This is a genomic window from Pseudanabaena sp. 'Roaring Creek' (assembly GCF_001402795.1).
Taxonomy (GTDB): domain Bacteria; phylum Cyanobacteriota; class Cyanobacteriia; order Pseudanabaenales; family Pseudanabaenaceae; genus Pseudanabaena.
Window position 1 is genome coordinate 1 of record NZ_LIRE01000708.1, and the last position, 26,191, is coordinate 26,191.

Annotated in this window: 16 protein-coding genes; 9 read left to right on the forward strand and 7 right to left on the reverse strand. The window is 43.5% G+C overall.

Annotated elements, in window-relative coordinates; translation table 11 throughout:
• Window positions 1-88: 88 nt before the first annotated feature.
• The 3 genes from AC805_RS20460 to AC805_RS20470 all read right to left on the reverse strand — a co-directional run bounded on the left by AC805_RS20460 (window position 89) and on the right by AC805_RS20470 (window position 10,589).
• Window positions 89-1,381 (reverse strand): sensor histidine kinase, encoded by a 1,293-nt coding sequence (locus tag AC805_RS20460; protein WP_055077117.1) that lies wholly within the window; start codon window positions 1,379-1,381, stop codon window positions 89-91.
• A gap of 10 nt (window positions 1,382-1,391) precedes the next feature.
• Complete coding sequence (locus AC805_RS20465; RefSeq protein ID WP_231663923.1) at window positions 1,392-4,118, reverse strand: hybrid sensor histidine kinase/response regulator; 2,727 nt, start codon at window positions 4,116-4,118, stop codon at window positions 1,392-1,394.
• Between the two features lie 255 nt (window positions 4,119-4,373).
• On the reverse strand, window positions 4,374-10,589 hold the full coding sequence (locus AC805_RS20470; RefSeq protein ID WP_055077118.1) for an AAA family ATPase: 6,216 nt from the start codon (window positions 10,587-10,589) through the stop codon (window positions 4,374-4,376).
• 467 nt (window positions 10,590-11,056) lie between these two features.
• On the opposite strand from AC805_RS20470, the gene AC805_RS20475 reads away from it, so the two are divergent.
• The 7 genes from AC805_RS20475 (at window position 11,057) to AC805_RS20500 (ending at window position 18,555) form a co-directional block, all read left to right on the forward strand.
• Entirely contained in the window at window positions 11,057-12,832 is a 1,776-nt protein-coding gene (locus AC805_RS20475; protein WP_055077119.1) for an ABC transporter ATP-binding protein, read from the forward strand.
• 251 nt (window positions 12,833-13,083) lie between these two features.
• Entirely contained in the window at window positions 13,084-13,236 is a 153-nt protein-coding gene (locus AC805_RS26540) for a hypothetical protein (RefSeq protein ID WP_197278800.1), read from the forward strand.
• A 17-nt stretch (window positions 13,237-13,253) separates the two neighbouring features.
• A complete protein-coding gene (locus AC805_RS20480; protein ID WP_055077120.1) occupies window positions 13,254-14,222 on the forward strand; it encodes an aspartate carbamoyltransferase catalytic subunit in 969 nt (322 codons plus the stop codon).
• A 194-nt stretch (window positions 14,223-14,416) separates the two neighbouring features.
• The gene (locus tag AC805_RS20485) at window positions 14,417-15,424 is read left to right on the forward strand and encodes a DNA cytosine methyltransferase (RefSeq protein WP_055077121.1); all 1,008 of its coding nucleotides are present in this window, start codon (window positions 14,417-14,419) and stop codon (window positions 15,422-15,424) included.
• Window positions 15,417-16,025 carry an HNH endonuclease gene (locus AC805_RS20490; RefSeq protein ID WP_055077122.1) on the forward strand — a complete coding sequence of 203 codons (609 nt, stop codon included), beginning with the start codon at window positions 15,417-15,419 and terminating at the stop codon, window positions 16,023-16,025. Before AC805_RS20485 ends, AC805_RS20490 begins: the two co-directional genes overlap by 8 nt.
• Complete coding sequence (locus tag AC805_RS20495; RefSeq protein WP_082429586.1) at window positions 16,013-16,864, forward strand: RNA methyltransferase; 852 nt, start codon at window positions 16,013-16,015, stop codon at window positions 16,862-16,864. The genes AC805_RS20490 and AC805_RS20495 overlap by 13 nt, the downstream gene beginning before the upstream one ends.
• 50 nt (window positions 16,865-16,914) lie before the next feature.
• Window positions 16,915-18,555, forward strand: a complete 1,641-nt coding sequence (locus AC805_RS20500) for a serine hydrolase (protein WP_055077123.1) — start codon at window positions 16,915-16,917, stop codon at window positions 18,553-18,555.
• Between the two features lie 38 nt (window positions 18,556-18,593).
• On the opposite strand, the gene AC805_RS20505 is transcribed toward AC805_RS20500, so the two are convergent.
• A complete protein-coding gene (locus AC805_RS20505) occupies window positions 18,594-19,163 on the reverse strand; it encodes a thioredoxin domain-containing protein (protein WP_055077124.1) in 570 nt (189 codons plus the stop codon).
• A 255-nt stretch (window positions 19,164-19,418) separates the two neighbouring features.
• Here AC805_RS20505 and AC805_RS20510 point away from each other — a divergent pair, with 255 nt between their 5' ends.
• Window positions 19,419-20,903 (forward strand): MFS transporter, encoded by a 1,485-nt coding sequence (locus AC805_RS20510; RefSeq protein WP_055077129.1) that lies wholly within the window; start codon window positions 19,419-19,421, stop codon window positions 20,901-20,903.
• Between the two features lie 334 nt (window positions 20,904-21,237).
• Here the strand turns inward: AC805_RS20510 and AC805_RS20515 are convergent, their stop codons facing one another.
• Both AC805_RS20515 and dapF read right to left on the reverse strand, forming a co-directional pair.
• Entirely contained in the window at window positions 21,238-21,576 is a 339-nt protein-coding gene (locus AC805_RS20515; protein ID WP_009626380.1) for a histidine triad nucleotide-binding protein, read from the reverse strand.
• Window positions 21,577-21,794: 218 nt separating this feature from the next.
• The gene (dapF, locus tag AC805_RS20520; RefSeq protein ID WP_055077125.1) at window positions 21,795-22,637 is read right to left on the reverse strand and encodes a diaminopimelate epimerase; all 843 of its coding nucleotides are present in this window, start codon (window positions 22,635-22,637) and stop codon (window positions 21,795-21,797) included.
• Window positions 22,638-22,703: 66 nt separating this feature from the next.
• Here dapF and AC805_RS20525 point away from each other — a divergent pair, with 66 nt between their 5' ends.
• Window positions 22,704-23,723, forward strand: a complete 1,020-nt coding sequence (locus AC805_RS20525; RefSeq protein WP_055077126.1) for a DUF2235 domain-containing protein — start codon at window positions 22,704-22,706, stop codon at window positions 23,721-23,723.
• 251 nt (window positions 23,724-23,974) lie between these two features.
• Here the strand turns inward: AC805_RS20525 and uvrB are convergent, their stop codons facing one another.
• Window positions 23,975-25,975 (reverse strand): excinuclease ABC subunit UvrB, encoded by a 2,001-nt coding sequence (gene uvrB / locus AC805_RS20530; RefSeq protein ID WP_055077130.1) that lies wholly within the window; start codon window positions 25,973-25,975, stop codon window positions 23,975-23,977.
• Window positions 25,976-26,191 lie beyond the last annotated feature (216 nt).

A 26,191-nucleotide genomic window follows, 5' to 3' on the forward strand; every position in this document is an offset into this window, starting at 1 on the left:
GTGTCTAATTCACGAAAGTGTTGTCACACTTTCGTGAATTGGTATTAAATTATTTTTTCTTGAATTTTCACTGTTTTATGAAATTGTTTTATGAAACTGAGATTGACTCCTTAACTGGCAGCTCGATCGTAAATTCCGTGCCTTCGCCAAAGATAGAATCAACATGAATCGCTCCACCATGCTTTTCCACGACAATCTGACGCGCGATCGCTAACCCCAACCCCGTACCTTTGCCCACCGCTTTAGTAGTAAATAGATGATCAAAGATATTTTGCTTGACCATCTCCGTCATGCCCATCCCATTATCTTTGAAGCGAATTATGACCCGCTGCCCATCTGCGGATAGTTTGGTTGCGATCGCAATTTGATTGGGATTGGCTTGAATCTCCGCATAGCTTCGTCCGATATTGGACTCTTCTAAAGCATCGATCGCATTGGCTAAAAGATTCATAAATACTTGGTTCAATTGTCCTGCATAGCATTCCACTAGAGGCAATTCCCCATACTCACGCAGAACTTCAATATCGGGGTGAGTATCAGAAGCTTTGAGACGATGCTTGAGGATCATAATTGTACTGTCGATACCATCATGAATATTGCAAGCAATGGGGCGAATGCTATCGACACGGGCAAATATCCGCAAGCTATTGCTAATATCTTTAATCCGTTTTACCCCTTCTCGCATCGACCCCACTAACTTAGGCAGATCCTCGCGAATATATTCAAGATTGATCGCTTCAATTTCCTTTTCGATCGCCGTACTGAAATTAGCGGACTCCTTCTGCACCAGATCTAACAATCCAAATAAGTCTTTGATGTAGTCCAAAGCGGGTTGGATATTACCACCGAGAAACCCCACGGGATTGGCAATTTCATGGGCAACACCAGCCACCAAGTTACCCAGAGCCGACAATTTTTCCCGCTGAATGATTTGGAGTTGAGCTGCTTGCAAGGCTGCGGTTTTTTGGGCAACCTGCTGTTCCAAATTTTGCGTCAAAAAATGTAACTGCAAATGGGTTTTGACCCGCGTTAAAACCTCCTCTTCTTGGAAGGGCTTAGTAATGTAGTCTACAGCGCCAAGTTTGAGCCCTTTCACCTTATTGTCCACATCCGCCACAGCCGTCATAAACATAACTGGGATGTCGCTAGTCTTAGCATTGGCTTTAAGACGCTTGCAGGTCTCAAAGCCATCAATACCAGGCATCATCACATCCAGTAAAATCAGATCGGGCAATCTTCGTTCAATCTGTTGCAGAGCGCGTTCGCCACTGGTCGCGATCGCTACTTTATACCCTGCATTAATCAAAGCTTCCGAAATCACATCCAGATTAGTGGGATTATCGTCAACGATTAAAATTAAGCCAGTTACAGTTGTACTCATAGGTTTGTACTCATAGGTTTGTAAGATATTTTTGAATTAGCACTTCGATTTTCTCTGTTTGAAATTGTTTTGCCAATTGCATGATTTCTTTGACAAAAGGCTGATATTGCTCATCTTTCTCGCCAATCTCCTTAGCCTTGTCCGTCAAAGTTCTCAATAGTCCATCCTCAGCTAGCTCTAGCAAAATCTGTAAATCTGACCTTGATGGGACAACCATTTCGACCGTCGATTGCTCCTGATCGCTTATATTGACCTCACTCGCCTCGTAGAGCCACTTGATGGGTAAGTGCTTCGCCAATAAGTCGAATAATTCTTCAGCGTGAACTGGCTTGGCGAGAAAATCATCCCCTCCCGCTTCTATACTAATCTGACGATCTATTTCCGATACCGATGCAGAGGATACAATTACTCGCAACTCTTTAAGGGCTTCATCGTTGCGCAGTTTCTTCAACATCTCAAATCCATCCATGACAGGCATGGCTAAATCCGTGACGATCAGATCGGGGCTTTGTTCTTTTGCCTTCTCCAGCCCCTTTTTCCCATTCTCTGCCTCCGTAAAGGTAAATCCTAGGGGTTCTAATAGGTTCATTAATACGGCTCGATTTTCCCATCGGTCATCCACTACTAATAGATGCTGACGCTCTCCTTCGTAGCCGATGATCGTATGCCCCCTCTTCATGGCACTTTGTTGCGCCCAGTCACTAGCAAGGGGGATCGCTAGTTCAAAGCTAAAGGTACTGCCTGCACCGATGGCGCTGCTTACTTCGATCTCTCCTCCCATCAATTGTACGATTCTTTGACTAATGGCTAGCCCTAGCCCCGTGCCTTCGGTTTGGCGACTCTTTTCTCCCACTTGCTCGAAGGCTTTAAACAGATTTTTGGTCTGTTCAGTGGCGATCCCGATTCCCGTATCTTCGATCGTAAATTTAATCTCGGCGATCGCTTTACCCGTATCTTCTCTTTGCAGATCTACTTTAAAGGTGACGCTCCCTTTATCTGTAAATTTGATCGCATTCCCTAGCAGGTTCAGCAGCACTTGTCTCAGTCGCTTTTCATCCACCTTGATTCCTTCTGGCAGGTTAATCGCAGGTTGATAAATGAAGTAGACACCCTTTTGATCGGCTCTCACCCGACAGATTTCTACTACTCCTTGCAGGAAGGATGGTAGGTGAATCACGTTGCTGCTTAGTTCGAGTTTCCTTGCTTCGATCTTCGATAGATCGAGGACATCATTAATCAATGTCAGTAGGTGCGACCCACACTGATAAATGACGTTTACTCCATGACGGTCTTTCTCTGCTAGCGCTTTTGAACGACTTAAAATTTGGGCGTATCCCAGAATTCCATTCAAGGGCGTTCTCAGTTCATGGCTCATGTTTGCCAGAAATTCGCTCTTTGCTTGGTTCGCATTGTCGGCGATTTCTTTAGCTTGCCGAAGTTCAATCGTCCGTTCAGCAACACGTTCCTCAAGGGCATTAAAAGAGGTTTGGAGTTGAAATGACATTTGGTTGAACGATCGCGCTAATCCTTCTAGTTCGTAAATGTTGCCGATTTCCACCGTACGATCGAGATCCCCCGTGGCGATCGCCTCACTAACTTGCTGCAACTTGCCAATCGGTCGCGTAATCCACAATGAAGTATAGATACCCAATATGGTTGCCACAGCCAAAGCCGCTAAACTGAGCAGAATAGTTGTATGGGTATTTGCATCAATTTGTGCCATAAAATCAGCTTCAGGCACTACCACCACACTCAACCAATCAATGCCACGTCCATCGCGAATAGCGGAAACTTGGACGAAGTGGCGTTGATTCGCGATCGTGAAATCTAGCTGTTGACTGGCATCAATTTTACTAAAATCTCCGAATCTATCCAAAATAGCTTGAGAAGTAGCAATAATCAGTGGATCGTCAGCCTTAGTTGCTTCAATCTGCTGTAAGGTGTTCTTTTTCAGATCGAAAATATAGGGGTTTTTGATTTTTGAACTGGCAATGATAGCGCCCGAGCGATCGATAATAAAAGTCTGTCCCGTCTTACCGATTTTGAGTGTATTCAGGAAATCATGAATTTTGGCGATCCGAACGATGTTATTTTGGACTCCCAAAAAAGTACCGTTGCCATCGTATATCGGTTGGGTCAAAGCAATCGAAGGCAGTTTAACCGTAATCCCTAAATATGGTTTCGTCCAAACAGGCTTTGTGGCTTTCTGTCCATTCTGATACCAAGGTCGCAGTCGCGGATCGAAATCGGGTTGAGTTTGCACCAACTTTAATCTTTGCCCGCGATCCCCCAGTTGATAGATTTTGCGCTGCGGTAGATCCTCTTTTGCCCCCACAAAAGATAAAATCCCATCATTCGGTGTATCCTCGACTTGGATACTCGATCCGTCAACCAGCGCAATTTGCATGAATTCAATCGTATTTTGGCTGACTAGTTGCCAAAAGGTTGTCTCCAGTTTAGTAACATCTGTGAGATCGAGCTTCTCCCTTTGCGCGGCGGCAACAAACATTTGTCCAGCAATATATGGTTTGTCCAAATAATTTAAGACTTGCTGGTTAATCCGATCGCTCATTTCCTGTCGCAATTGACTAGAAACATCATTAACGGCTTTCTGTCCGTTTTTTAGGGACAAATAGCCAGTTATTCCCACCGTAGCGAAGATTTGCAACACAAAAGGAACGATTAACACGAACCTTAAAGGTACGGATTTCTTAGGATTTGAATTGATGTTAACCATTAATCGAGATCCGCTTAAATTAATCATAAGAGCGTGTTTGAGAAGTTTTGCACATATTCAGACGCAGACAACAATCGCGTTTTATTCATATTTGTATCTTGTTTTACTATGTCAACATCGGGCTAAAAATAGTACATTTAGCCAAACGGTAGTACTTGAGCTTATTCCCCCCAATCAGAATATGAATAAAATCATAACAAATTATGCTTTTTAGATGTAACTTAATAGGGTAAAAACTTCTCAAACACGCTTTAACTATATCGCTGGAATAGCGATTGAGAATATAGTACCCTCACCAAGGATGGAACTAACTTTAATATTTCCTTGATGTTTTTCTTCAATTATTTGTCTGGCGATCGCCAAACCTAATCCCGTGCCCCTTCCGACAGCTTTGGTCGTAAATAAGCGATCGAAAACTTTCTGTTTCGTCTCCTCATCCATCCCTTTGCCATTATCGGCAATAATAATTTTCACAAACTGTTCTTCCAGTATAGTTGTCACGGTGATGCAGTTTGGTTGGGCTTTAATTTCTTCAAAACTACGTCCCTGATTAGATTCCTCTAAAGCATCGATCGCATTTGCGAGAATATTCATAAACACTTGATTTAACTGTCCAGGGAAGCATTTAATTTGCGGCAAGTCTCCGTAATTAGTGACGACTTCAATTTCGGGATGCAATTCGTTTGCCTTGAGTCGATGCTTGAGGATGAGAATGGTACTGTCAATCCCCTGATGGATATTAAACGGTACTTTATAGTCTTGATCGGCACGAGAGAAAGTTCTGAGGCTAGTACTAATATTTCTAAGGCGATCGCAGGCCATCATCATCGAATCAATCATCTTCGGTAAGTCTTCAAGCCCATATTCCAAATCGATTTCGTTTTCATGTTTGAGGATCTCTTCACTTTTGCGAGGCAAACTTGCTTGATAGAGCCTCAGATGCTCAACTATATCCGCGAGGGTGGGTTTGGCTTGCTTGAGGCTTCCCGCAATAAATCCAAGGGGATTATTCATCTCATGGGCTACCCCTGCGACTAAATTCCCCAAGGCTGACATTTTTTCACTTTGAATCATCTGTAGCTGTGTTGACTGTAGTTCCTGTAAAGCTTGGGCGAGATCCTCTGATTTGCGTTGCCGCTCGGCTTCAATACGTTTTAGATCGCGAATATCACGCAGAATCGTTGAGAGAAATTCTATTTCCCCTTGGGCGTTTTTATGGGTCATCAGAACTTGAGACACGGAGATTTCTTCTCCGCGCCGACTCCGCAGACATATCTCTCCCGACCAAATCCCCTCGCGCAGCGCTACGGGCATAATGTTAGTTTGGAAAGTTTCTAGCATGGCAGGAGCGATGACTTCAGAAATGTGAAATTGATTTGCCTCCGCCGCAGGGATCCCTAATATCTCTTGCCCCGACTGATTGAGATAGACATTATTACCGTTAACATCGGCAATCCCCACAATATCGGAAGTGGCTTCCAGAATAGAGATTAGCCTCAATCTCTCCTGTTCTAATTGTTTGCGATCGGTAATATCTTGCAAAGTAACTAAAATACCAATTATCTTGCCATAGGCATCTCGCAAAGGAATTTTATTCACCTCCGCCCATGCTTGCTTGCCATCATCCCGTATTACAGACTCAACGATCCCCAATTCGGCAACACCCGATTCTAGAATTCGGTACTCACTTTCTCGAAACAAATCGGAGTTTTCTTTTTGCCAAGGCATATCGTAATCAGTTTTGCCAATAATATCTTGGGAGGATTTAAAGCCAATAGTTTCAGCAAAAAGTCGATTGCAACCCAGATAATTTAATTGCGGATCTTTCCAACACACCAACTGGGGAATATTATCGATGATCAATTGCAAGAAATCCTTCGCTTCTTGTAACTGGACTTCAGCCTGCTTGAGATCTGCCAAATTGATTTGTGACTGTTGGTAAAGTCGCGCATTTTCTAGAGAGATCGCCGCTTGAGTACAGAGAATTTCAATCACTCTCAAGCGATCGCTAGTAAAAGCCCCTGTCGCGATCTGGTTCTCCAAATACAAAATGGCAATTAATTTACCCTGTTGCAAAATTGGCGTGCAAAGCAAGCTCTTGGGTTGTTTTTGTAAAATATAGGCATCCGACGCTAAGGAAGGATGCAGGGCAGCGTTATCAATGACAACGGTTTGCAGACTACGTTTGACATTGTTAATCAAACTATGGGGAACTTCTTGGCTTCTCGGTAGCTCGATAGTTTGCACCTGTGCAGGGGAATCGACGGTAGCCAATGCTTCCACATACCACTGGTGTTCACGGGGCATCAACAATGCGCCTTTGTCAGCCCCCGCATTTTCTAGGACTGTATGCAGTAATGTAGCCAAAAGCCGATCGAGTTGAATTTCGCTCGAAAGGATTTGCGAAGCTTTCAGGACACTTTCTAGGTCGAGAGTAGAAGAAATACTAGTGCTGGAGGACTGACTACCGCGAGTTTGGGACGCAGTTAGGGATGATGGTGCAAAAACGGTTTCCGTCGGAGATAGCGATATTTGTTGTTGTAAAATTGGCGCGAGTAGTCGGGGGTATCGACGTTCTAAATCCTGAACCTTAGCGATCGCCCCCCAGCGAACATACCCATAGTAGGCATTAATCAGATATTCTTTGGCAATTTTTTCTTTATCCCAATCGAGATAGAACTGCGCTGCTAGTTCATTTGCCAAGCTTTCTTCGTTGAGGAATTGATTTTCTTTAGCAAGAGAGATCGCGCGATCGTAATGTTCAATCGCCGCCGCCTTATTCCCTAAGACTCGCTGGCGTTCAGCTTCCACTAAATACCATTGATGCAAATGATTGACAGGACTGTTTTGCGAGCATCGATATAGGCTGTCTTGGTAATTCTGCAACGATACTAACAACTCCTCCCTCTCTGTTTCTTGGTGGCAGAGAGCTAGGCATATTAAGGCGGCATAGAAAGGAAAGATAGCAGCTATCGATGTGCCTGAGGCAGTTAATAAATATAGTTCGGCATTATTTTTAAACTCTAAAGCCGATGTATAATTACCAAAGTGGTAAGCGAGTAACTGCTTATAGAAATAAAGAGTGAAAAGTACGGTGCCATCGTTATCCTGTAGATGTTTGGGAAGCATTAAAGTTTCACTATAAATATCCCCATCCAAGCAGTCCGAAAAGCCCTTGTCATTCCTCAAATTCTGTATCGTCTGTCGCAAAATATCAAGATAACCCTTAGCAGAATATTGCTTAGCTTCAGCGATCACCGAGCTATAGTTTGCCAACTCTACTTCTAAATCCCCTAATTCCGCACCACTAAAGAAACTGGTATAAGCATAGTTAAAGATATTATAGCCCATATAATTAAAATCACCAGTTTCTCTACCTAATATATAACCTTGCTTTAGGATAGGAATACTATCTCGGATTGGTTCCTTATAATGTTGAATAAAAGTGCCAAAGAGACAAAGAATCATGGAATTAAATTCTTTGGCATTAAAGCGATCTAGGATCGCGAGGGATAGTTTGCCAAAGCTGTATCCCGACTCTATCTCTCCCAATAAAGCACAGGATACAAAACCATATAGAGCATACCCTACAGCCGATGCAGGATTATTACCATACCGAAGAGATAAATCCACCATCGTGAAACTAAGAAAAGGAAGCAAATTCTGTGCTCCCACAAAGATTGGGGAAAACAGCGATCTTAATATTCGCATCGCCGCCTGAATAGAAGGATCCGTCATCTCAGGTAGGTTAACTAATTCTTCAATCCTTCGATGCTGAAGATTTTCGGCAAGAGTCTGAAGCATCTTTTTATTCAAATCATCATTAGGCTCGCTGGGAATCAAGACCTCCAATTGATGAAGGGCATCTCGTCCCACTGCGATCGCTTCTAACATTTGATTGTTTGCGGACAGAGCAGCAATTTGAATCTCATAAATTTTGATCTTGTCTAAATTTGTCTGCACGTTCTCCAGCACTATTTTGGCAATCCGTTCCATCCCCTCCAAGTCGCCATTAAGATAACTAGCTTCCGCATAGGCCGTATAAAGTTTTAAGGTCAGATCGTATTGATCTTGCCAGCCTGTATCTAGCAGATCGATACCCGTTTGCAAATACATTTTTGCAGCCATGTAGGCAGTAGAGTTCTTGGCTTTGATAGCGGCTTTGAGATTTAGCCGAGCCAAAAGCTCCCGTTCCCTTGGCTCGATTAAGGACTTCCCACAATTCATTTGTCCGACAACATCAAACAGTTTTTCTTCAAGTTCTATTTCTGATAGATTTTTCTGAAGTAACTGACCGATCTTGAAGTGGGTTTGTGCCTTTTGCTCCTCAGGAATTAAGGAATACGCAGCTTGTTGCACGCGATCGTGGAGGAAGCGATAGGTCACATTCACCGAGGCTTGAGTCTGGTCTAACGTATCGCCACTTTGAGCAAAAAATTTATAGACATCGGAGACGGGGAGGATTAATCCTTCTCCTAAAGCCATCCATAGGGCGGTGGAGACTTCTTCTAAGGATCTTTCTGCGATCACTACCAAGGTAGCCAAATCAAACTGTGCTCCAATACAGGCCGCAAGTTTAAGAATATTTTGAGTTGGTAGCAGTAGCTTCTGCAATCTCTTCGCCATAAACTCCACTACATCATCGGTGATGGCTAATGCTTTAATCTCAGCAATATCGGCATACCAACATCCTGTTTCCCTCGCAAATTTAATCTGACCGTCCTCATACAATGTCCTGAGAAATTGGTTGGCAAAAAAGGGATTCCCCTTTGTCTTTTGGTATACTAATCCTGTTAGGGGATTGGCTAAGGACAGTTCGCAATGGAGTATATCCGCAACTAATTGGTTCATATCAACTAGACTCAATGGTTGCAAGTTAATGGTTTTCACCATCGCACGAGATTTCACGATTTCATTAATTGTCATTATCAAGGGATGAGCCGATGAGACTTCATTATCTCGGTACGCGCCAACGATCAATAAATGCTTGGTATCTGCCATCAGCAATGACAGTAGCTTCAGAGATGCCGTATCAGCCCATTGCAGGTCGTCCAAAAATATAACTAAAGGATGTTCGGCGGTGGCAAATACTCGTACAAATTGCTGCATGAGCAGATTGAAGCGATTCTGCGCGGCAGTGCCCGAAAGGGCGATCGCTGAGGGTTGATTGCCAATAATTTGTGTTAGTTCGGGAATCACATCGACCAAAATCTGGGCATTATCGCTCAATGCTGCCAGAATCTCCATTTCCCATACATTTAATTGGGCATCTGATTCGGACAACAACTGCTTCATTAGGTCTCGGAATGCTTGCACGAATGCCGAGAAGGGAATATCACGCTGGAATTGATCGTATTTCCCTTTGATAAAATATCCCCGTTCTCTAGTGATCGGCTTATGGACTTCATTCACTAGTGCAGTCTTGCCAATTCCAGAAAATCCCGCCACTAAAATCATTTCGGTGCTGCCTTGCGCAACCCTTTCAAAGGATTGTAGGAGGGCATTTGCTTCAGTTTCCCGACCGTATAACTTCTCTGGGATAATAAAGCGATCGCTCAAATCCCTTGTTCCCAGATCGAACACATCAACATGGGTCGTTGCCTGCCACTGAGCCAAGCAGATCTCCAGATCGTGTTTGATGCCTAAGGCACTTTGATAGCGATCCTCAGCATTCTTTGCCATCAATTTACTAATAATGCCCGATAATGCCAAGGGAACATGGTCGGCAATCTGATGAACTGGAATCGGCAATCTCGCTAAGTGGCAATGGACTAATTCCATCGGATCGTTAGACTTAAAAGGTAAACTACCCGATAGCAATTCATAGAAAGTGATCCCTAAGGAGTAAAAGTCGCTCCGATAGTCAACCCCCCGATTCATTCTACCCGTTTGCTCTGGCGAGAGATAGGCAAGAGTGCCTTCTAGGGAGTTAGCATTTTGCAGCTCTTTCATTTCCCTTGGCAACATGGACGCAATGCTAAAGTCAATTAGCTTAATTTGTTTGGTGGCGGGGTTGATTAATATATTGCTTGGTTTGATATCTTTATGGATGATGCGCTCCTGATACAGGATATCTAAGGTATTGCATAGAGCGATCGCGATCTCTAAAAATTCTGGCAAGGAAAAAGCATTTTTTTGCTGTAATGTCCATTTCTGAAGTGAGATCCCGCCAAAGTCTTCCATCACCAAGGCGTAGCTATTTTGGTATGGTTCGAGACTATAGGTTTTAATGATATTTGGGGAATTGAATTTTTTGGCAATGATAAATTGGTTGCGAAACTGTACTAGTTCGCTGAAGGTCGGATATTCACTTTTGAGCAGCTTGATGACTACGGGGAAGCGATCGTAGGTACGAATAGCGAGACAAACTAAAGTGCGGCTTCCAGAATAAACAGTTTCAACTATTTGATAGTCAAGAATCTGAGGAGGTGTCGCAAGATTCCTATTTTTGTCAAAATTACCAGTATTCATTCAATACCCATTTAATAATCGTTCTAAATTAAGAATTAACAGGGATTTTCAGGATCGATTTTTGATATTACCGAAAGCTAAATCCCTTGCCCCCTAACTTAGCTAAGCATTATCAAGTTGAAACAACTTAAGTATAAACTAATTTTATTTTAATCGATCGGCTTTATAGATTGAAGCAGATTAATCATTACTAAGCAAGCGAATTATAAATCTTAGTAAGCAGCTAAATGTACTTAAATATAAGCCTCAAAACCTATGATATATATGCAGATTGTGCCACAGCTTTTGTATTTATTCTTTAATTATATTCAGCTACTTAATAAGCAATCACATCGCCTACTTATCTTTAAAGTTAAGTCATTAATATCTTTCTAAGCCTTATGTCTTACCTCACAAAATGACCTTAAAGTATCCCCAAATCGCATATTGTAGAAAAGTCCCCAAAGACTCCATTGCAATGTATTAATATGTCTAACGTCCATCCCTTTATCCGACTGACTCGATATGCCCGAAATTATCGCAAACAAATATGGATCGCGACAACTTGCTCGATTCTAAATAAATTCTTCGATCTGGCTCCACCCGTTTTAATTGGCGCAGCGATCGATTTGGTATTACAAAAAGAGAACTTTTGGGCAAATCCCTTGGGGGTGCAAGGATTAGCCTCGCAATTGTTTGTGCTTTCTGCAATTAGCGGCGCAATTTGGGCGCTAGAATCCATATTTGAGTATGCCTATGCGCTCCAATGGAGAAACCTCGCCCAAACCATTCAGCACGATCTCCGCCTCGATGCCTACGATCGCTTGCAAGAACTAGAACTGGCTTTTTTTGAGGAGCGCAGTTCGGGCGGTTTGATGTCGATTTTGAGTGATGATGTCAATCAATTAGAGCGATTTCTCGATGGTGGAGCCAATGAGGTAATTCAAGTTTCGGCAACAATTCTGTTAATTGGGGGAGCGTTCTTTGTAATTACGCCCAATGTGGCTTGGTTGGCGATGTTGCCGATGCCATTTATTCTCTGGGGTTCAATCTGGTTTCAGAAATTTCTTGCGCCTCGCTATGCGCGAGTGCGCGAAAATGTGGGGTTGCTTAACGGGCAACTGTCCAATAACATCGGTGGGATTACGACGATTAAAGCCTTTGTGACTGAGGATTACGAGCATAAGCGGATTGAGAAAGAAAGCAATCGCTATCGTCAAAGCAATCGCCAAGCGATCGCCTATAGTGCGGCTTTCGTTCCCTTAATTCGGATTTTGATCTTTGTCGGCTTCATTGCGATTTTGTACTATGGTGGCTTAGAAGTGCAGGCGCAAAGGCTTTCAGTGGGGAATTATTCGGTGATGGTTTATCTGATTCAGCGTCTATTATGGCCACTCACCCGTTTGGGAGAAACCCTCGATCAATACCAAAGAGCAATGGCTTCAACCAATCGGATTCTCGATTTACTAGATACGCCGATCGCCATTCATTCGGGATCGCAGGTTCTAGATCCGCAATCTCAAAGCCAAAGCGATATTCAATTAAAGAATGTCACCTTTGGTTATGTAGCTAACTTCCCAATTGTTGAGAACTTATCCTTAGAAATTGCGGCAAATAAAACTACGGCTATTGTCGGTGCAACGGGTTCGGGCAAAAGTACTTTAGTCAAGCTGCTTTTACGTCTATACGAAATTCAATCTGGGAATATTTTTCTCGATCGCATTGATATTCGTGACTTAGAATTGCGATCGCTGCGTTCTTGTATCGGTTGGGTGAGTCAAGATGTATTTCTATTTCATGGTTCTGTTTTAGAAAATATTGCCTATGGTTCCTTTGAGGCAACTGCGGAGCAGATCGTTGAAGCAGCGAAGATTGCTGAAGCTCACGAATTTATCCAAACCTTACCTAAGGGTTACGATACGATCGTCGGCGAACGCGGTCAAAAGCTATCTGGTGGTCAAAGACAAAGAATTGCGATCGCTAGAGCCGTGCTGCGCAATCCCCCCATCCTGATTCTCGATGAAGCAACTTCGGCAGTGGATAATGAAACCGAAGCCGCTATTCAAAAATCCTTAGATCGCATCACCAAAAATCGCACGACGATCGCGATCGCGCACCGTTTATCAACCATTCGTAATGCCGATCGGATCTATGTCATGGATCGCGGTAAAGTGGTAGAGATGGGGACACATGACGAGTTAGTGGTGATTAATGGAATTTATACGAGTTTGTGGAATTTACAAACGGGGCAAACTCACGACTAAATTAAAACCCAAAATATTGTTGCCGCGCGGAGCCCTATATGTCCTGATGCAGATAAGCCAGAGAGCATAACGAGGATTCGGGATAGAAACGGGCTTTGAGAAAGGGTTTGCGTAGCAAACTCTTTCTCAAAGTCCAAAAGTAAAAGCCTTGCTACGCAAGGCTTTTACTTTTGGACTTTTAAAATTTGCCAGCTTAACCCGAACTGACGTTAAATCGTAGATAATGTAATCGTTATCTACGATTTAAAACCGTGCCCTTCTTTCGTCAATACATTGCACCATTAATCATCTTTGCAATTTTCCTATTCACCCTAGTGCTGGTTAGCTCCCGTGCTTTCTTACCCGATGACATGGTTGCACCAGCCCCCGTTGGCGCGATCCTATCCCATCGCTTTATTTCATAGCCTCAAAGCTAATGACTATGACTGAACTCACTTGGCAGCGCCGACATGTAATCTCGCTTGCCGATTTTACGCCGAATGATTACGAAACGGTCTTGCAGACAGCCGTTAGCTTTTTAGAAGTACTATCCCGTCGCAATAAAAAAGTGCCAACCTTGCAGAGCAAAGTTGTCGCCAATTTGTTTTTTGAATCCTCAACTCGGACGCGCAATAGTTTCGAGCTTGCCGCCAAACGCCTCTCCGCCGATACCCTCAATTTTGCCCCTGGAACATCTTCCCTCTCTAAGGGAGAGACAATTTTAGACACCGCCCGCACCTTTCTGGCGATGGGCACAGACATTATGGTGATTCGGCATCAATCGGCAGGCGTGCCTTTAGCGATCGCCCGCGATATGGATGCCCTCAGTGGCAAAGTGGCGATCCTCAATGCTGGTGATGGTAAGCACGAACATCCATCCCAAGCCTTACTAGATCTGCTGACCCTTTGCATGTATCTCAATCCCAAGACTCCCACCGCAAAAGATCTGAAGGGAAAAAAAGTAGCGATCGTCGGCGATATTTTGCATTCACGGGTAGCGCGATCGAATCTTTGGAGTTTGCTGACCAATGGAGCTGATGTGCATTTGGCGGCTCCGCCCACATTATTGCCACCCGAATTTGCTGAGTTTGGCGCAAAAATTCATTATTCCCTCGATCCCGCCCTTGAGGATGCGGACTTTGTGATGACGTTGCGCTTACAGATGGAGCGCATGGGTCAATTCTTAATTCCTAGCTTGCGGGAATATCATGCAAGGTATGGGATTACTCGCGATCGCCTAGCTAAATGTGCGCCCAATGTCCAAGTTTTGCACCCCGGCCCCGTTAATCGCGGTGTGGAAATTAGCTCTGACTTAATGGACGATCCCCGTTTAAGCCTGATCGACAAACAGGTAACTAATGGCGTAGCTATTAGGATGAGCTTATTGTATTTACTGGGCACGGCTATTTAAACCCGTACCCAGTAAAAAATCTATTTTTATTAAGTAGCTGCGCATAATTAAAACCCAGAATCAAAACCTGTAGCGCACGCTGCGCGTGCGTTACAGGCTTTTAGATTTTATATTTAATTGCGCCTAGCTACTTAGTTATTTATATTAGTTATTCATATTAGTTATTTATCAATATCAAAAATAAAGATATAAAGATGAGTTTTCTTTTTGCAGATTTATTTGCTGGGATTGGTGGGTTTAGAATTGCTCTAGAGGGTCTGAATGGCAAATGCATATTTTCTTCTGAGTGGGATAAATATGCCCAGTTAACATATGCAGCTAATTTTGATGATATCCCCCATGGAGATATTACTCAGATTCACCCATCTAAAATCCCAGACATTGACATCTTAACTGCTGGATTTCCATGCCAACCATTCAGCTCGATTGGTAAACGTGAAGGCTTTGAACACCCAACACAGGGAACCCTATTTTATAATGTAGTTAAAATTTTAAAGGAGAAAAAGCCTAAAGCTTTTATTCTAGAAAATGTTGAGGGTTTAGTCACCCATGATGGTGGAAAAACTTTAAGTATTATATTAGAAACCTTATCTATATCTGTAAATAGACAGTACCTTTTTCTATATCAGCCTGAGATTAGATACCATGTTTTTTGGAGTATTTTAGATGCCAAAGACTATGGTGTACCGCAGGTTAGAAAAAGAATATTCATAGTAGGAATATCTGAAGATATTTCCACTGATATCCCTGATTTCAGATTTCCTATCCCTCATCTAAGTAAAGAATTTATTGGTTCTTATGTAGAAAAAAATGTGAGTGGGTATTCAATATCTAAGCATTTACAGAGTTCATATTTATTTAAAATAGATGATGGGAGACCAGAACTAATTGATAGAGAATCTCGAATTCAAGTTAAGACTCTATGTTCTACTTATCACAAAATCCAGAGACTAACTGGAACTTTTGTTAAAGATGGAGAGACTGGAATTAGGTTGCTTAGTGAAAATGAATGCAAAGCAATTATGGGTTATCCTCAAAATTTTGTTATCCCTGTTTCAAGAACACAAATGTATAGACAGTTTGGCAATTCAGTTGCAGTTCCTGTTGTACATGAAGTTGCTAGAAGTTTAATTAATTGTTTGGCAAAATATAAAGTAGTTAAAGAAAATCCCATTAAGAAAAGCGACTTAATTAATGTCTAAAATTAATCATAAATCCACAGAAAAAAGTAATATTCAACTCGATATAATTAAGGAATATTTTGAAATGAACCCTGATGTTGAGATATCAACTAAAGATGCTGTTGATTGGGTAATTTCAACATATCGAGAGCGTACTGGGAAAATATTTCGAGATCCTGACAGGGGAATTAGATCTTTATACCAAAAGGGCTTTCTCCAAAAAATAGCAAAAGGAGTTTATAAATACGATCCTAAGTATGCGATAAACAAACGCCAAGAAGATTTTACAAGTGCTCAAAAAAATGAGATTTTAAAGCGTGATGGTTATAAATGCGTAATTTGCGGTCTTGGTCGAGAGAATGGAGCAGAATTGCATGTCGATCATATTAAGCCTAAAGATATAGGTGGCTTAGCTACCATTGAAAATGGTCAAACTTTATGCAGCCAACATAATTTTCTCAAGAAAAATCTTAAGCAAACTGAGACAGGGAAAAAGATGTTTATTCGCTTGTATGAGCTTTCTAAGAGAGAGGAGAATCAGGAACTACAGGCATTTTGCCTAGAAATTCTCCAGACTTTTGAGAATTTTAATATTAACGGACATATCGAATGGGAAAGGTAGCATCCTCGGAAAAATTGGTTTACGATCGCTATATGTCAGACATCAAATCAAATACCAGATCAAATACCACATCAAATATTAGGATTGTCCTCGTTGAGACGGCAGGGGCAAGGAACCTTGGCTCAGTCGCAAGGGTAATGAAAAACTTTGGACTGACGGAGCTGTGGCTCGTTAATCCCCAATGCGATCGCCTTGGGGAAGAAGCTCTACAGATGGCAGTCCATGCCCCAGAAATTTTAGAAAACGCCAAGGTTGTTGATAGTTTACCTGCCGCCTTAGTCGATTGTTATCGAGCGATCGCCACTGCAGGTCGTATTGACAAGGGGGAGATGCCCCTTACAAATCCCGCCCGAGGACTGAGTTGGTTGATGCAAGCGGAAACTAGCGCGATCGTCTTTGGGGCTGAGGATCGGGGCTTGAGTAATAGCGAACTCCAACATTGCCAGCAAGTGATCCGAATTCCCGTCAATCCCGACTATCCATCCCTCAACTTGGCTCAGTCCGTAGGCATTTGCTGCTATCAACTGCAATTGCTGAGGGACGACCTTAGGGAAAACGGGGGAAATCCCCCATGTCAAGAAAATTTGACTAGCCAAATCGCCCAAGATTTGATAAAGTCAGCACCCATAGACCTTGCTACCCGCGCAGACCTTGAAGCTTGCTACCAGCAACTTGAGGCAGTATTGCTGAAGATCGGCTATGTTTATCCCCATACCGCCGTTCATCGGTTGCGGAAATTTCGGCATATCTTCGATCGGGCAAATCTGAGTCCCTCAGAAGTTGCCATGCTGCGGGGGATTTTGCGCCAATTCAATTGGGCTACGGCTCATCTGGACTAAATTGCTAGTCAATCTATAGAGACATTTTTGTATCGGAGTTATAAATAGCAGTGGAACCAAGAAACTTTTCATCGCCTGACGCTACCGAAAAAAGTCGAGAAGCGCGTTTAAATAAGTTGCGCGAGCGTCGTGCCAAGGCAGTGACAAGCAATAGTGATGCTGTTCTCCAACCCATTAATTCTGACTCCAAAACTCGTATGACCCGATCGCCCGAAACAATGCGATCGCCCGAACCCATCATCGATAGGTTTAGCAATCGGACTGACAGTCGAGGCGAAGGCAGAGATAGCAAAATCAAGTCCTTGCCCAATCGTAACGGACGCGAAGCTCGTCCAGAGCAACGTCTCGAAAGCCGTCCTGAAAATAGAACTGAAAATCGTCCCGAAAATAGAACTGACAATAACACTGAGTTAAGAAACACCGAGTTAAGAAACACCGAATTAAGAACGCGCCGCAAACCCAATAATCCCTCCCGACCTGCCCCCGTCAAGTCCCCCGTCAAGTCCTTTGGATGGCAATTACTGCGCTTAGCGATCGCGGGGATCGGTCTGAGTGTAATTACAGGTACAGCACTATCCTTTTGGCAAAATCAGCAGACAATCCGAGCCAAAAGTATGGCTCCTGAAATAGTTACCAAAGAAGAAACTAGTAAGACAAGTCAAGATATCGCTCCTCTCGAGCTCAAAACTGAGGCGACGGCACTACTCGCCAAGATCAAGGAATTAGCTGCAAAAGAAAAAGATTTGACCATGCAGATGATGATAGTCGATCTAGATTCTGGAACCTATGTCCAACTTGGAGCAAATCAGCCGATCGCCGCCGCAAGTACGATCAAAACACCAATTTTGGTTGCCTTTTTCCAAGATGTGGATGCAGGCAAAATCAAGCTTGACGAGCAGTTGGAAATGACCGCCGATGTAAAGGTAGGGCAAGCTGGTGAACTGCAATATTTGCCAACGGGTACAAAAATTTCGGCTTTAGAAACTGCCACCAAAATGATCGTTATTAGCGATAACACGGCAACAAATATGATTATCAAGCGTTTGGGGGGGGCTGTTGCCCTCAATCAGCGCTTTAAATCTTGGGGACTAAATTCGATCGTCATTAACAATCAACTCCCCGATCTCGAAGGAACAAATACGATCAGTACGCAGGATTTGGCAACATTGCTATCTATGATCGATCGCGGCAAATTGATCGAGCCTCGCAGTCGCGATCGCTTTATGGATATCATGCGTCGTCCCGTAACTAATACACTTTTGCCGCAGGGCATTGGCGAGGATGCCAGAATTATCCACAAGACTGGGGATATTGCATCATCGGTTGGGGATGCGGGGATCGTTGATATGCCTAATGGGAAGCGTTATGCGATCGCTGTTATGGTCAAACGACCCGACAATGACCAACGCGCCAATGAGTTGATTCGCCAAATTTCACGGGCTACCTACGAATATTTTCTTAACGGCGGCAAGTTACCCAGCAGCAATCAGAATCCTCCAACTACGGGTGCAGATGCCCCCAATGCGGCAAATTCTAATTCCGCTAATAACTCCGTTAATAATTCTGGCAATGCTGCCTCTAATCCTTCAAATACTAACAATGCTGCTACAAGTACGATTGAAAGTATTCCATTGCCTTTACCCAATGCGAATCCCAATAACGTATCGCCAGTTCCCAATAATTCGAGATAAAAAGAGTCGCGCAAAGCGCGACTCTTTTAAGACTGCTTTTAGGACTTTTTGGCGTGGTCTCGTGGTTGGGAAATATCAGCAGCTTGCGGTTCTGTAACAGGTGAAATGCGATCGCTGCTAGTACTGTTGTAGGGCAAAGGGCGATCGGCGATCGCCGCTTCAATATTTGCCGCCATAATTTCGCGGGGAATCGCTCCCGTAGAGTCACCGATCGCTTTATTAGCAGGATCTAAAAAAATAAATCGAGGAATGCCATCGACGCGATATTTCGTCATCTCTGGCAACCATTTGGTATTGTCTACGTTCAGCATCACAAAATTCATGCGATCGCTGTATTCCTTTTCCAGTGACAAATTATCCGCCGCCATCGACTGGCAACTCGTACACCAATCTGCATAAAACTCGATCGTGGTAGGTTTGCTATTGGCTAAAGCGACATCTATCGGCAAGGCTGCCGCTGCAACCGCATCCAGCGAAGTCCCACTTTGCTGCGCCTGAAAGCCCAAAAATAGCGCTGCCGTTAACACGATCGCCGCGATCGCCACTAACAAATTGCGTAGTTGATAGGGAGTTGCCGACTCTGGACTGGTTGGATTTTCTAGATTCATAAAAAATAACTTACAAAAATTACTATTCCCATTATGGCGAGCAAGGATTGCTCTATGCTAAAGCCATTCTAAAGGAGTAATGGCAAGCTCGATCCTTAGCATCATTTATCTAAGTAGCTAGGCGCAATTAAATATAAAACCCCAGAATCTTTAGCGCACTCCGAGTACGCGCTAAAAATTTTGGCTCAAGTTTTTAATTATGCCCAGCTACTTTTTGCAATAACCTTTGTAAATAATGAAATTACACAATTAATCATGAGTAATTCCGAAGATTCTTTAGACTTGTCCCAATACGATCTTACGCAAGCCAAACTGACTTTTGGTGAAAAAATGGCGTATGGAGCTGGCGATCTCGGTACTGCCATCACCACAAATATTCTGTCATTCTTTCTCTTATTCTTTTTCACCAATGTTGCAGGACTAGATCCCGCCCTTGCAGGGCTAGTTCTCTTAATTGGTAAATTCTGGGATGCAGTTAACGATCCGATCGTTGGCGTTCTCAGCGATCGCACAAGATCGAGCATGGGACGCAGGTTGCCTTGGATGCTCTACGCAGCAATTCCTCTAGGACTGGCATTTTTCGCTCAATGGCTAGTACCTAGTACCGATAAAACTGTTTTGTTTTGGTATTACGCGATCGTTGGCATTCTGTTTAATACTTTTTTCACGGCTGTTAACCTCCCCTATACAGCGCTCACCCCTGAAATCACCCAAGATTATAACGAGAGAACCAGTTTAAATAGTTTCCGTTTTACCTTTTCCATCGGTGGTAGCATTCTCTCTTTAGTAATCGCCCAATTAATTTTTGCCTTTTTTAAAGACCCCGCCCGTCAAACGGGTAGTTGCGATACTGGTGGAACGCAATATATTGTCTTAGGCGCAGTCTGTGCGATTATTTCTTGCATTTCAATTTACTGGTGCGTTTTGGGCATCAAGCGCCGTGCCATTGCAAGCGATCGCCATCGACTCCACAATGCATCTTTAGATCCCCTAGTCCATGAAGAACTGAGTTTTATCGAGCAATTAAAAGTAGTTTTTAACAATCGCCCCTTTCTCTATGTAATCGGCATCTACTTCTGCTCTTGGCTTTCGCTCCAAATCACCGCTTCCATCATTCCCTATTTCGTCGTGAATTGGATGAAAATGAAAGAGAGCGATTTCATCCTCGTGACAATCGCAGTTCAGGGCACGGCATTGCTCATGCTGTCCGTATGGAGCTATATCAGTCAGAGGTTTGGTAAGAAAATAGCCTATTTCATGGGTGCGGGAATCTGGATCGTCGCGCAAGCAGGTCTATTTTTCATCCAACCAGGGCAAACAACAATGCTCTATGTGCTGGCGATTATGGCAGGCTGTGGCATTTCCACTGCCTATCTGATTCCTTGGTCGATGATTCCCGATGTTACCGATCTCGATGAATTGGAAACAGGTCAGCGTCGTGAAGGTATCTTCTACGCTTTTATGGTGCTATTACAAAAATTCGGTTTAGCGATCGGTCTGTTTCTATTGGGGCAAGGACTGGCTTTTGCCAAATTTAAAGAAAACATACCCTGTCAACCCGCGCCGATCCAGCCCGAATCGGCTCTATTTGCAATTCGTTTGGCGATTGGTCCTTTACCGACGATCGCTTTAATTATCGGCTTAGCCTTGGCATATTTTTATCCCATCACTCGCGAAGTTCATACAGAAATCTTGATGCGTCTATCAGAGAGAAGAAGACAACCAAACGAGCAATCCTAGTAATACCAATTCACGAAAGTGTGACAACACTTTTGTGAATTATAGCTGTTGCCAAGTATATTAGGACATAAACCCCAAGAATTCAGCAATTCTCATTATGAAAATTTTGTCTTTATCTGGCGGCAACTATTGAGAATAGCCGCAATAGCGATCTTTAAAAAGCCGATGCTTTCGTTCAAAATTTGACGGCTTAGACAAATCAAAAGTCATAATGAGAATTGCTGTACTGAGGCTTTATCCCAAGTTAAGAAATGGCTACGCCATTTCTTAACTTGAAAACCAAAACCAGAGAGCGTACCGCCCGCTTAGCGGGCGGTACGCTCTTCTGAATTTATTAACCTGGGGGCCAATCTAGCGATCGTCCACCTAAGACATGAATATGTAAATGAAAGACAGTTTGTCCTGCCTCTGCACCATTGTTAGTCACTAGACGGAAACCTGTTAGTCCCTCTTGGGCTGCCACCTTACTGGCGACTAGCAGTAAATGTCCAAGTAAAGATTCATCCTCACTAGTTGCTTCCGAAAGTTTAATAATGGGCTTTTTGGGAATCACCAAGAAATGGACGGGAGCTTGGGGATTGACATCCCGAAAAGCGAGAGCTAGATCGTCTTCGTAGAGAATAGTCGCAGGGATTTCCCGTTTGATAATTTTGCTAAAAATAGTTTCGCTCATGGTTAAACCTCTAAATTTGTTTTTATCGATCGCTTTTATCGATCGCTTTTATCGATCGCTTTTATCAATCGCTAAATATTGTAAAGAATAAGAAATATTGCGATTCTCAATCACAATTCTTATACCAATTCCCAAAAAGGTGTTGCCATTTTGGGAATCTCAAACCCTTACTGGTTTTTTAAAGCTGAAAATGGCGTTACCATTTTTAGCTAAAATCTTTAAAGTTTTAAGGAACCTGTAAATACAAGGGTGGCGGGACCTGTCATCAAAACGCGATCGCTCTCTGCCAACCAATGAATTTGTAAATCTCCTCCAGGAAGATTAACCGTGCAATTGCGATCGCATCGATCGTTTAAAACTCCAGCAACCACCGTCGCGCAGGCTCCAGTGCCACAGGCAAGGGTTGCCCCTGCACCGCGTTCCCATACTCGCATTTTCACATAGCCCCGATTCACTACTTCCACAAACTCAGTATTAGTCCGATTTGGGAATGCGGGATGATGTTCAAAGAGAACACCGATTTCCGCTAAGGGAATGCTAGCAACCTCATCTACAAAGATCATGCAATGGGGATTGCCCATACTTACGGTCGTTACATTCCAAACCTTGCCGCCCACTTCGACAGGAAAATCAATCACTTTGCGATCGCCTGCTTCTCCCAAAGTAGTAGGAATCTCGGCAGCAGTCAAAAATGGTTTACCCATATCGACAGTGACCTGTCCATCCGCATCCATCTGCGGTACGATTAGCCCTGCTCCCGTGTGAATGGAATACTTTCTCTCAAGGGTAGGGATACCTAAATCATCCATGAATTTAGCTAGGCAGCGAATTCCATTGCCACACATTTCTGGCTCAGAGCCATCGGAATTAAAAATCCGCATCTGATGTCCGCCATCAACCGTCGTTAGCAAAAAAATCACTCCATCTGCACCAATACCAAAATTGCGATCGCACAATTTGATCGACTGCTCAGCAGTAAAAATTGGTTCGGCACTATGCCGATTATCAATTAAAATAAAATCGTTACCTAATCCGTGATATTTACTAAATGCGATCGACATGGGTTAATTCAGTATGTTTTTGAATATTATTTGAATATTATATAGCTATAGCCTCTTCTGCAAATTATGAAAAGACTAATTGTTTGCTGTGATGGAACTTGGATCAAGCTAGAAAAGCCAGATGCTACCAATGTTTTAAAAATCGCTCAATCTGTTCAAGCAGAAGACGATCTAGAAATACAGCAGATTGTTTTCTACGATCAAGGAATTGGCACTGATGGTGATTTTATCGACCAAATTAGCGGTGGAGCTTTTGGTTGGGGCATTGATCAAAAGATTCAATCAGCCTATCGCTTTTTGAGCTTGAACTATCAAGAAGGTGATGAAATCTATCTGTTTGGATTTAGTCGCGGTGCTTATACCGTGAGATGTGTGGCAGGCTTTATTTACTGTGCGGGATTGCTAAAACGGCAATATATCCATAAAACGCCTGAAGCCTATCAACTCTATCGCGATCGCAATTCTTCAACCCATCCCAGCGGAGAGAAAGCTATTAAATTTCGGGAAACCTATGGCGAACATGTGTCGATTCGAGCCTTATGTTGCTGGGATACGGTGGGCTCCTTAGGCATTCCCGATCTCATTCCCAATTTCCCTTTAGATAATTGGGTGAATAAGCAATATGAATTTTTTGATGTCAAAATCAATCGCTTAATTCAAAATGCTTTTCATGCCGTAGCGATCGATGAACTTCGCAAATCCTTTCTAGTTACGCCAATGGAACTCAGTGATGGGTCTGAAACCCAAATCCATCAACTCTGGTTTGTCGGCGATCACGGCAGTATTGGCGGTGGTGTTAAAGAGAAGTATGGTTTGTCAGATATTACCTTAGAATGGATGATGGAATGGGTTGAGAAACTGGGGCTAGCGATCGATCGCAGTTGCGTGGAATCTCCGATCAATCCGCAGTTTGACATTCCTTTTGATAACGAACCAAAGGGTATATTTAAACTTGCTGGAGAAGTTCGACGCGAGATAGAAGGGGATATTTCCTCGTTGCATGAAACCGTAAAACAGCGCTGGCAGCATGATCCAAGTTATCGCCCAGAAAATCTCCTGCGTTTGCAGCAAGAACTTGATATGTAGTATAGCTGTCGCCAAGTGTATTAGGACATAACCCCAAGAATTGACTGGCGGCGCTTCGCGCCGCCAGTCAATTCTTGGGGTTTGATTTGTCCTCATTCAAGTGACTGGAGCTTTGGTATAAAAACCGAAATCTAGAAGAGCGTTACGCTCTTCTAGATTTTATAGCTGTTGCCACTTGCATTAGGACAATATCAAAAGAAGAGAAGTTTAGTGCAAAGCACCAACCTTCTCTTCTTGGCGATCGCTAAAAGTTATTTGCCAATTAAGCGATCGCGCAAAGCCCTAATCTTGTCACGGTAGGTTGCAGCTTGCTCGAATTCTTGTTTTTTCGCCGCATCCTTCATCTGGGCTTCTAACTGTTCGATTACCGTAGGGATATCGTCTAACGAAATTTCCTTGGCATTATTAATTACATATTCCAATTGCCGCTCGTTGAGACGACGGGATACCGATAGAAATTCTAAGATGGCGTTGCCTTCAATCGATTTCACGATCGATCTCGGCGTAATCTGGTTATCCTCATTGTATTTAATTTGAATGCGGCGGCGACGTTCTGTTTCTGAAATGGCTTTTTCCATGCTATTGGTCATGCGATCGGCATACATGATCACCTGTCCCGCAATATTTCGCGCCGCGCGTCCGATCGTCTGAATCAGCGATCGCTCGGCTCGCAAAAATCCTTCCTTATCCGCATCTAGAATTGCCACCAGAGAAACCTCAGGCAAATCCAAACCCTCTCGCAATAGGTTGACACCGATTAACACATCGAACGTACCGCGCCTCAAATCTTGAAGAATTTCAATCCGTTCGATCGATTTAATATCTGAATGGAGATACCGTACCGCTAGATTTCGTTCCTGAAAATAGGTAGTCAAGTCCTCAGCCATTTTCTTTGTCAAGGTTGTAATGAGGATTCTTTCCTTCCGCTTAATTCGTTCCTGAATTTCGTGATAAAGATCGTCCACTTGCCCATCAGTTGGACGGACAAATACTTCAGGATCAACGACCCCTGTCGGTCTGATGATTTGCTCGACCACCTGTTCTGAGACTTCCATCTCCCAGTCCCCAGGAGTAGCTGACACAAAAATACATTGTTTGACCATACCCCAAAATTCATCCGCTTTCAGGGGACGGTTATCAGCGGCACTGGGCAATCGGAAGCCATGATCGATGAGCGTCATTTTTCTGGCGCGATCGCCGTTATACATCCCCCGAATTTGGGGAATGGAAACATGGGATTCATCAACGATCAACAGCCAATCATCCTTGGGGAAGTAATCCACCAAACAAGCTGGAGATTCCCCCTCTTGTCGACCTGCCAAATGCCGCGAATAGTTCTCCACTCCATTACAAAAGCCGACTTCTCTTAGCAGTTCCAGATCATATTTCGTGCGTTGTTCCAACCTTTGCGCTTCCAGTAACTTGCCCGCATTAGTTAATTCTTCCAGTCGCGCTTCCATTTCCGCTTGAATATCCGCACAGGCGACCTCCAAGCGCTCGGCAGGGGTCACAAAGTGCCGCGCGGGATAAATATTTAAGGCATCCAAACTCTGTAAGATTTCTCCCGTGACGGGATCGACATAGCGAATTGCTTCGATTTCATCACCAAAGAACTCTACCCGAATCGTCCGATCCTCGTAGGCTGGACCAATTTCTAAAATGTCTCCCTTGACGCGAAATTTACCCCTGCCCATTTCAATATCATTGCGCTCGTACTGTACGTTCGTAAGCGATCGCAATAATTCGCGTTGGTCGTACTCGACACCCACCGCCAAGGGGATCGAAGCTTTAAGATATTCCTCAGGAATACCCAAACCATAGATGCAGCTTACGGAAGCAACCACAATTACATCTTTGCGCTCGAATAGCGATCGCGTTGCGGAATGGCGCAGCATATCGATTTCATCGTTAATCGAAGCCGTCTTTTCAATATAGGTATCGGTGACGGGAATATATGCTTCGGGCTGATAGTAATCGTAATAACTGATGAAATATTCAACGGCATTATTCGGAAAGAATTCGCGCAATTCATTGCAGAGCTGAGCCGCTAAGGTCTTATTATGCGCTAAAACTAGAGTCGGCTTTTGATATTTTGCGATCGCATTGGCGACAGTCATGGTTTTACCTGTCCCCGTTGCGCCCAAAAGCGTTTGATAACGGAGTCCTTTTTGCAATCCATCTAATAATTGGGCGATCGCTTTGGGTTGATCGGCAGTAGGTGGCCAAGGGGTGCGGATGTCAAACAGGGGCATGATCTTAGAATTTGTTGAGGGGCAGTTATCGAAACAGAAATCGAAATCGGCGATCTCTATCATATCAAACCCAAATTTTGATTCCCTCCGCAGCGAACAATTATAGCTGCCGCAAACTGTATCAGGATATAAAACCCCAAAGAGAGTTGCCGCGCGGAGCGCGGCAACTCTCTTTGGGGTTTTGATTTTGTCCTAACAAAACTGGCGGCAGCTATA

Bases quoted from the DNA above. Each gene is read 5' to 3' on its own strand.
- AC805_RS20505 (WP_055077124.1), bottom strand. From the start codon at position 19,163: ATGAATCTAGAAAATCCAACCAGTCCAGAGTCGGCAACTCCCTATCAA.
- AC805_RS20515 (WP_009626380.1), bottom strand. From the start codon at position 21,576: ATGAGCGAAACTATTTTTAGCAAAATTATCAAACGGGAAATCCCTGCG.
- AC805_RS20490 (WP_055077122.1), top strand. From the start codon at position 15,417: ATGTCTAAAATTAATCATAAATCCACAGAAAAAAGTAATATTCAACTC.
- AC805_RS20475 (WP_055077119.1), top strand. From the start codon at position 11,057: ATGTCTAACGTCCATCCCTTTATCCGACTGACTCGATATGCCCGAAAT.
- AC805_RS20485 (WP_055077121.1), top strand. From the start codon at position 14,417: ATGAGTTTTCTTTTTGCAGATTTATTTGCTGGGATTGGTGGGTTTAGA.
- AC805_RS20495 (WP_082429586.1), top strand. From the start codon at position 16,013: ATGGGAAAGGTAGCATCCTCGGAAAAATTGGTTTACGATCGCTATATG.
- AC805_RS20525 (WP_055077126.1), top strand. From the start codon at position 22,704: ATGAAAAGACTAATTGTTTGCTGTGATGGAACTTGGATCAAGCTAGAA.
- dapF (WP_055077125.1), bottom strand. From the start codon at position 22,637: ATGTCGATCGCATTTAGTAAATATCACGGATTAGGTAACGATTTTATT.
- uvrB (WP_055077130.1), bottom strand. From the start codon at position 25,975: ATGCCCCTGTTTGACATCCGCACCCCTTGGCCACCTACTGCCGATCAA.
- AC805_RS20460 (WP_055077117.1), bottom strand. From the start codon at position 1,381: ATGAGTACAACTGTAACTGGCTTAATTTTAATCGTTGACGATAATCCC.
- AC805_RS20510 (WP_055077129.1), top strand. From the start codon at position 19,419: ATGAGTAATTCCGAAGATTCTTTAGACTTGTCCCAATACGATCTTACG.
- AC805_RS20470 (WP_055077118.1), bottom strand. From the start codon at position 10,589: ATGAATACTGGTAATTTTGACAAAAATAGGAATCTTGCGACACCTCCT.
- AC805_RS20480 (WP_055077120.1), top strand. From the start codon at position 13,254: ATGACTGAACTCACTTGGCAGCGCCGACATGTAATCTCGCTTGCCGAT.
- AC805_RS20465 (WP_231663923.1), bottom strand. From the start codon at position 4,118: ATGGTTAACATCAATTCAAATCCTAAGAAATCCGTACCTTTAAGGTTC.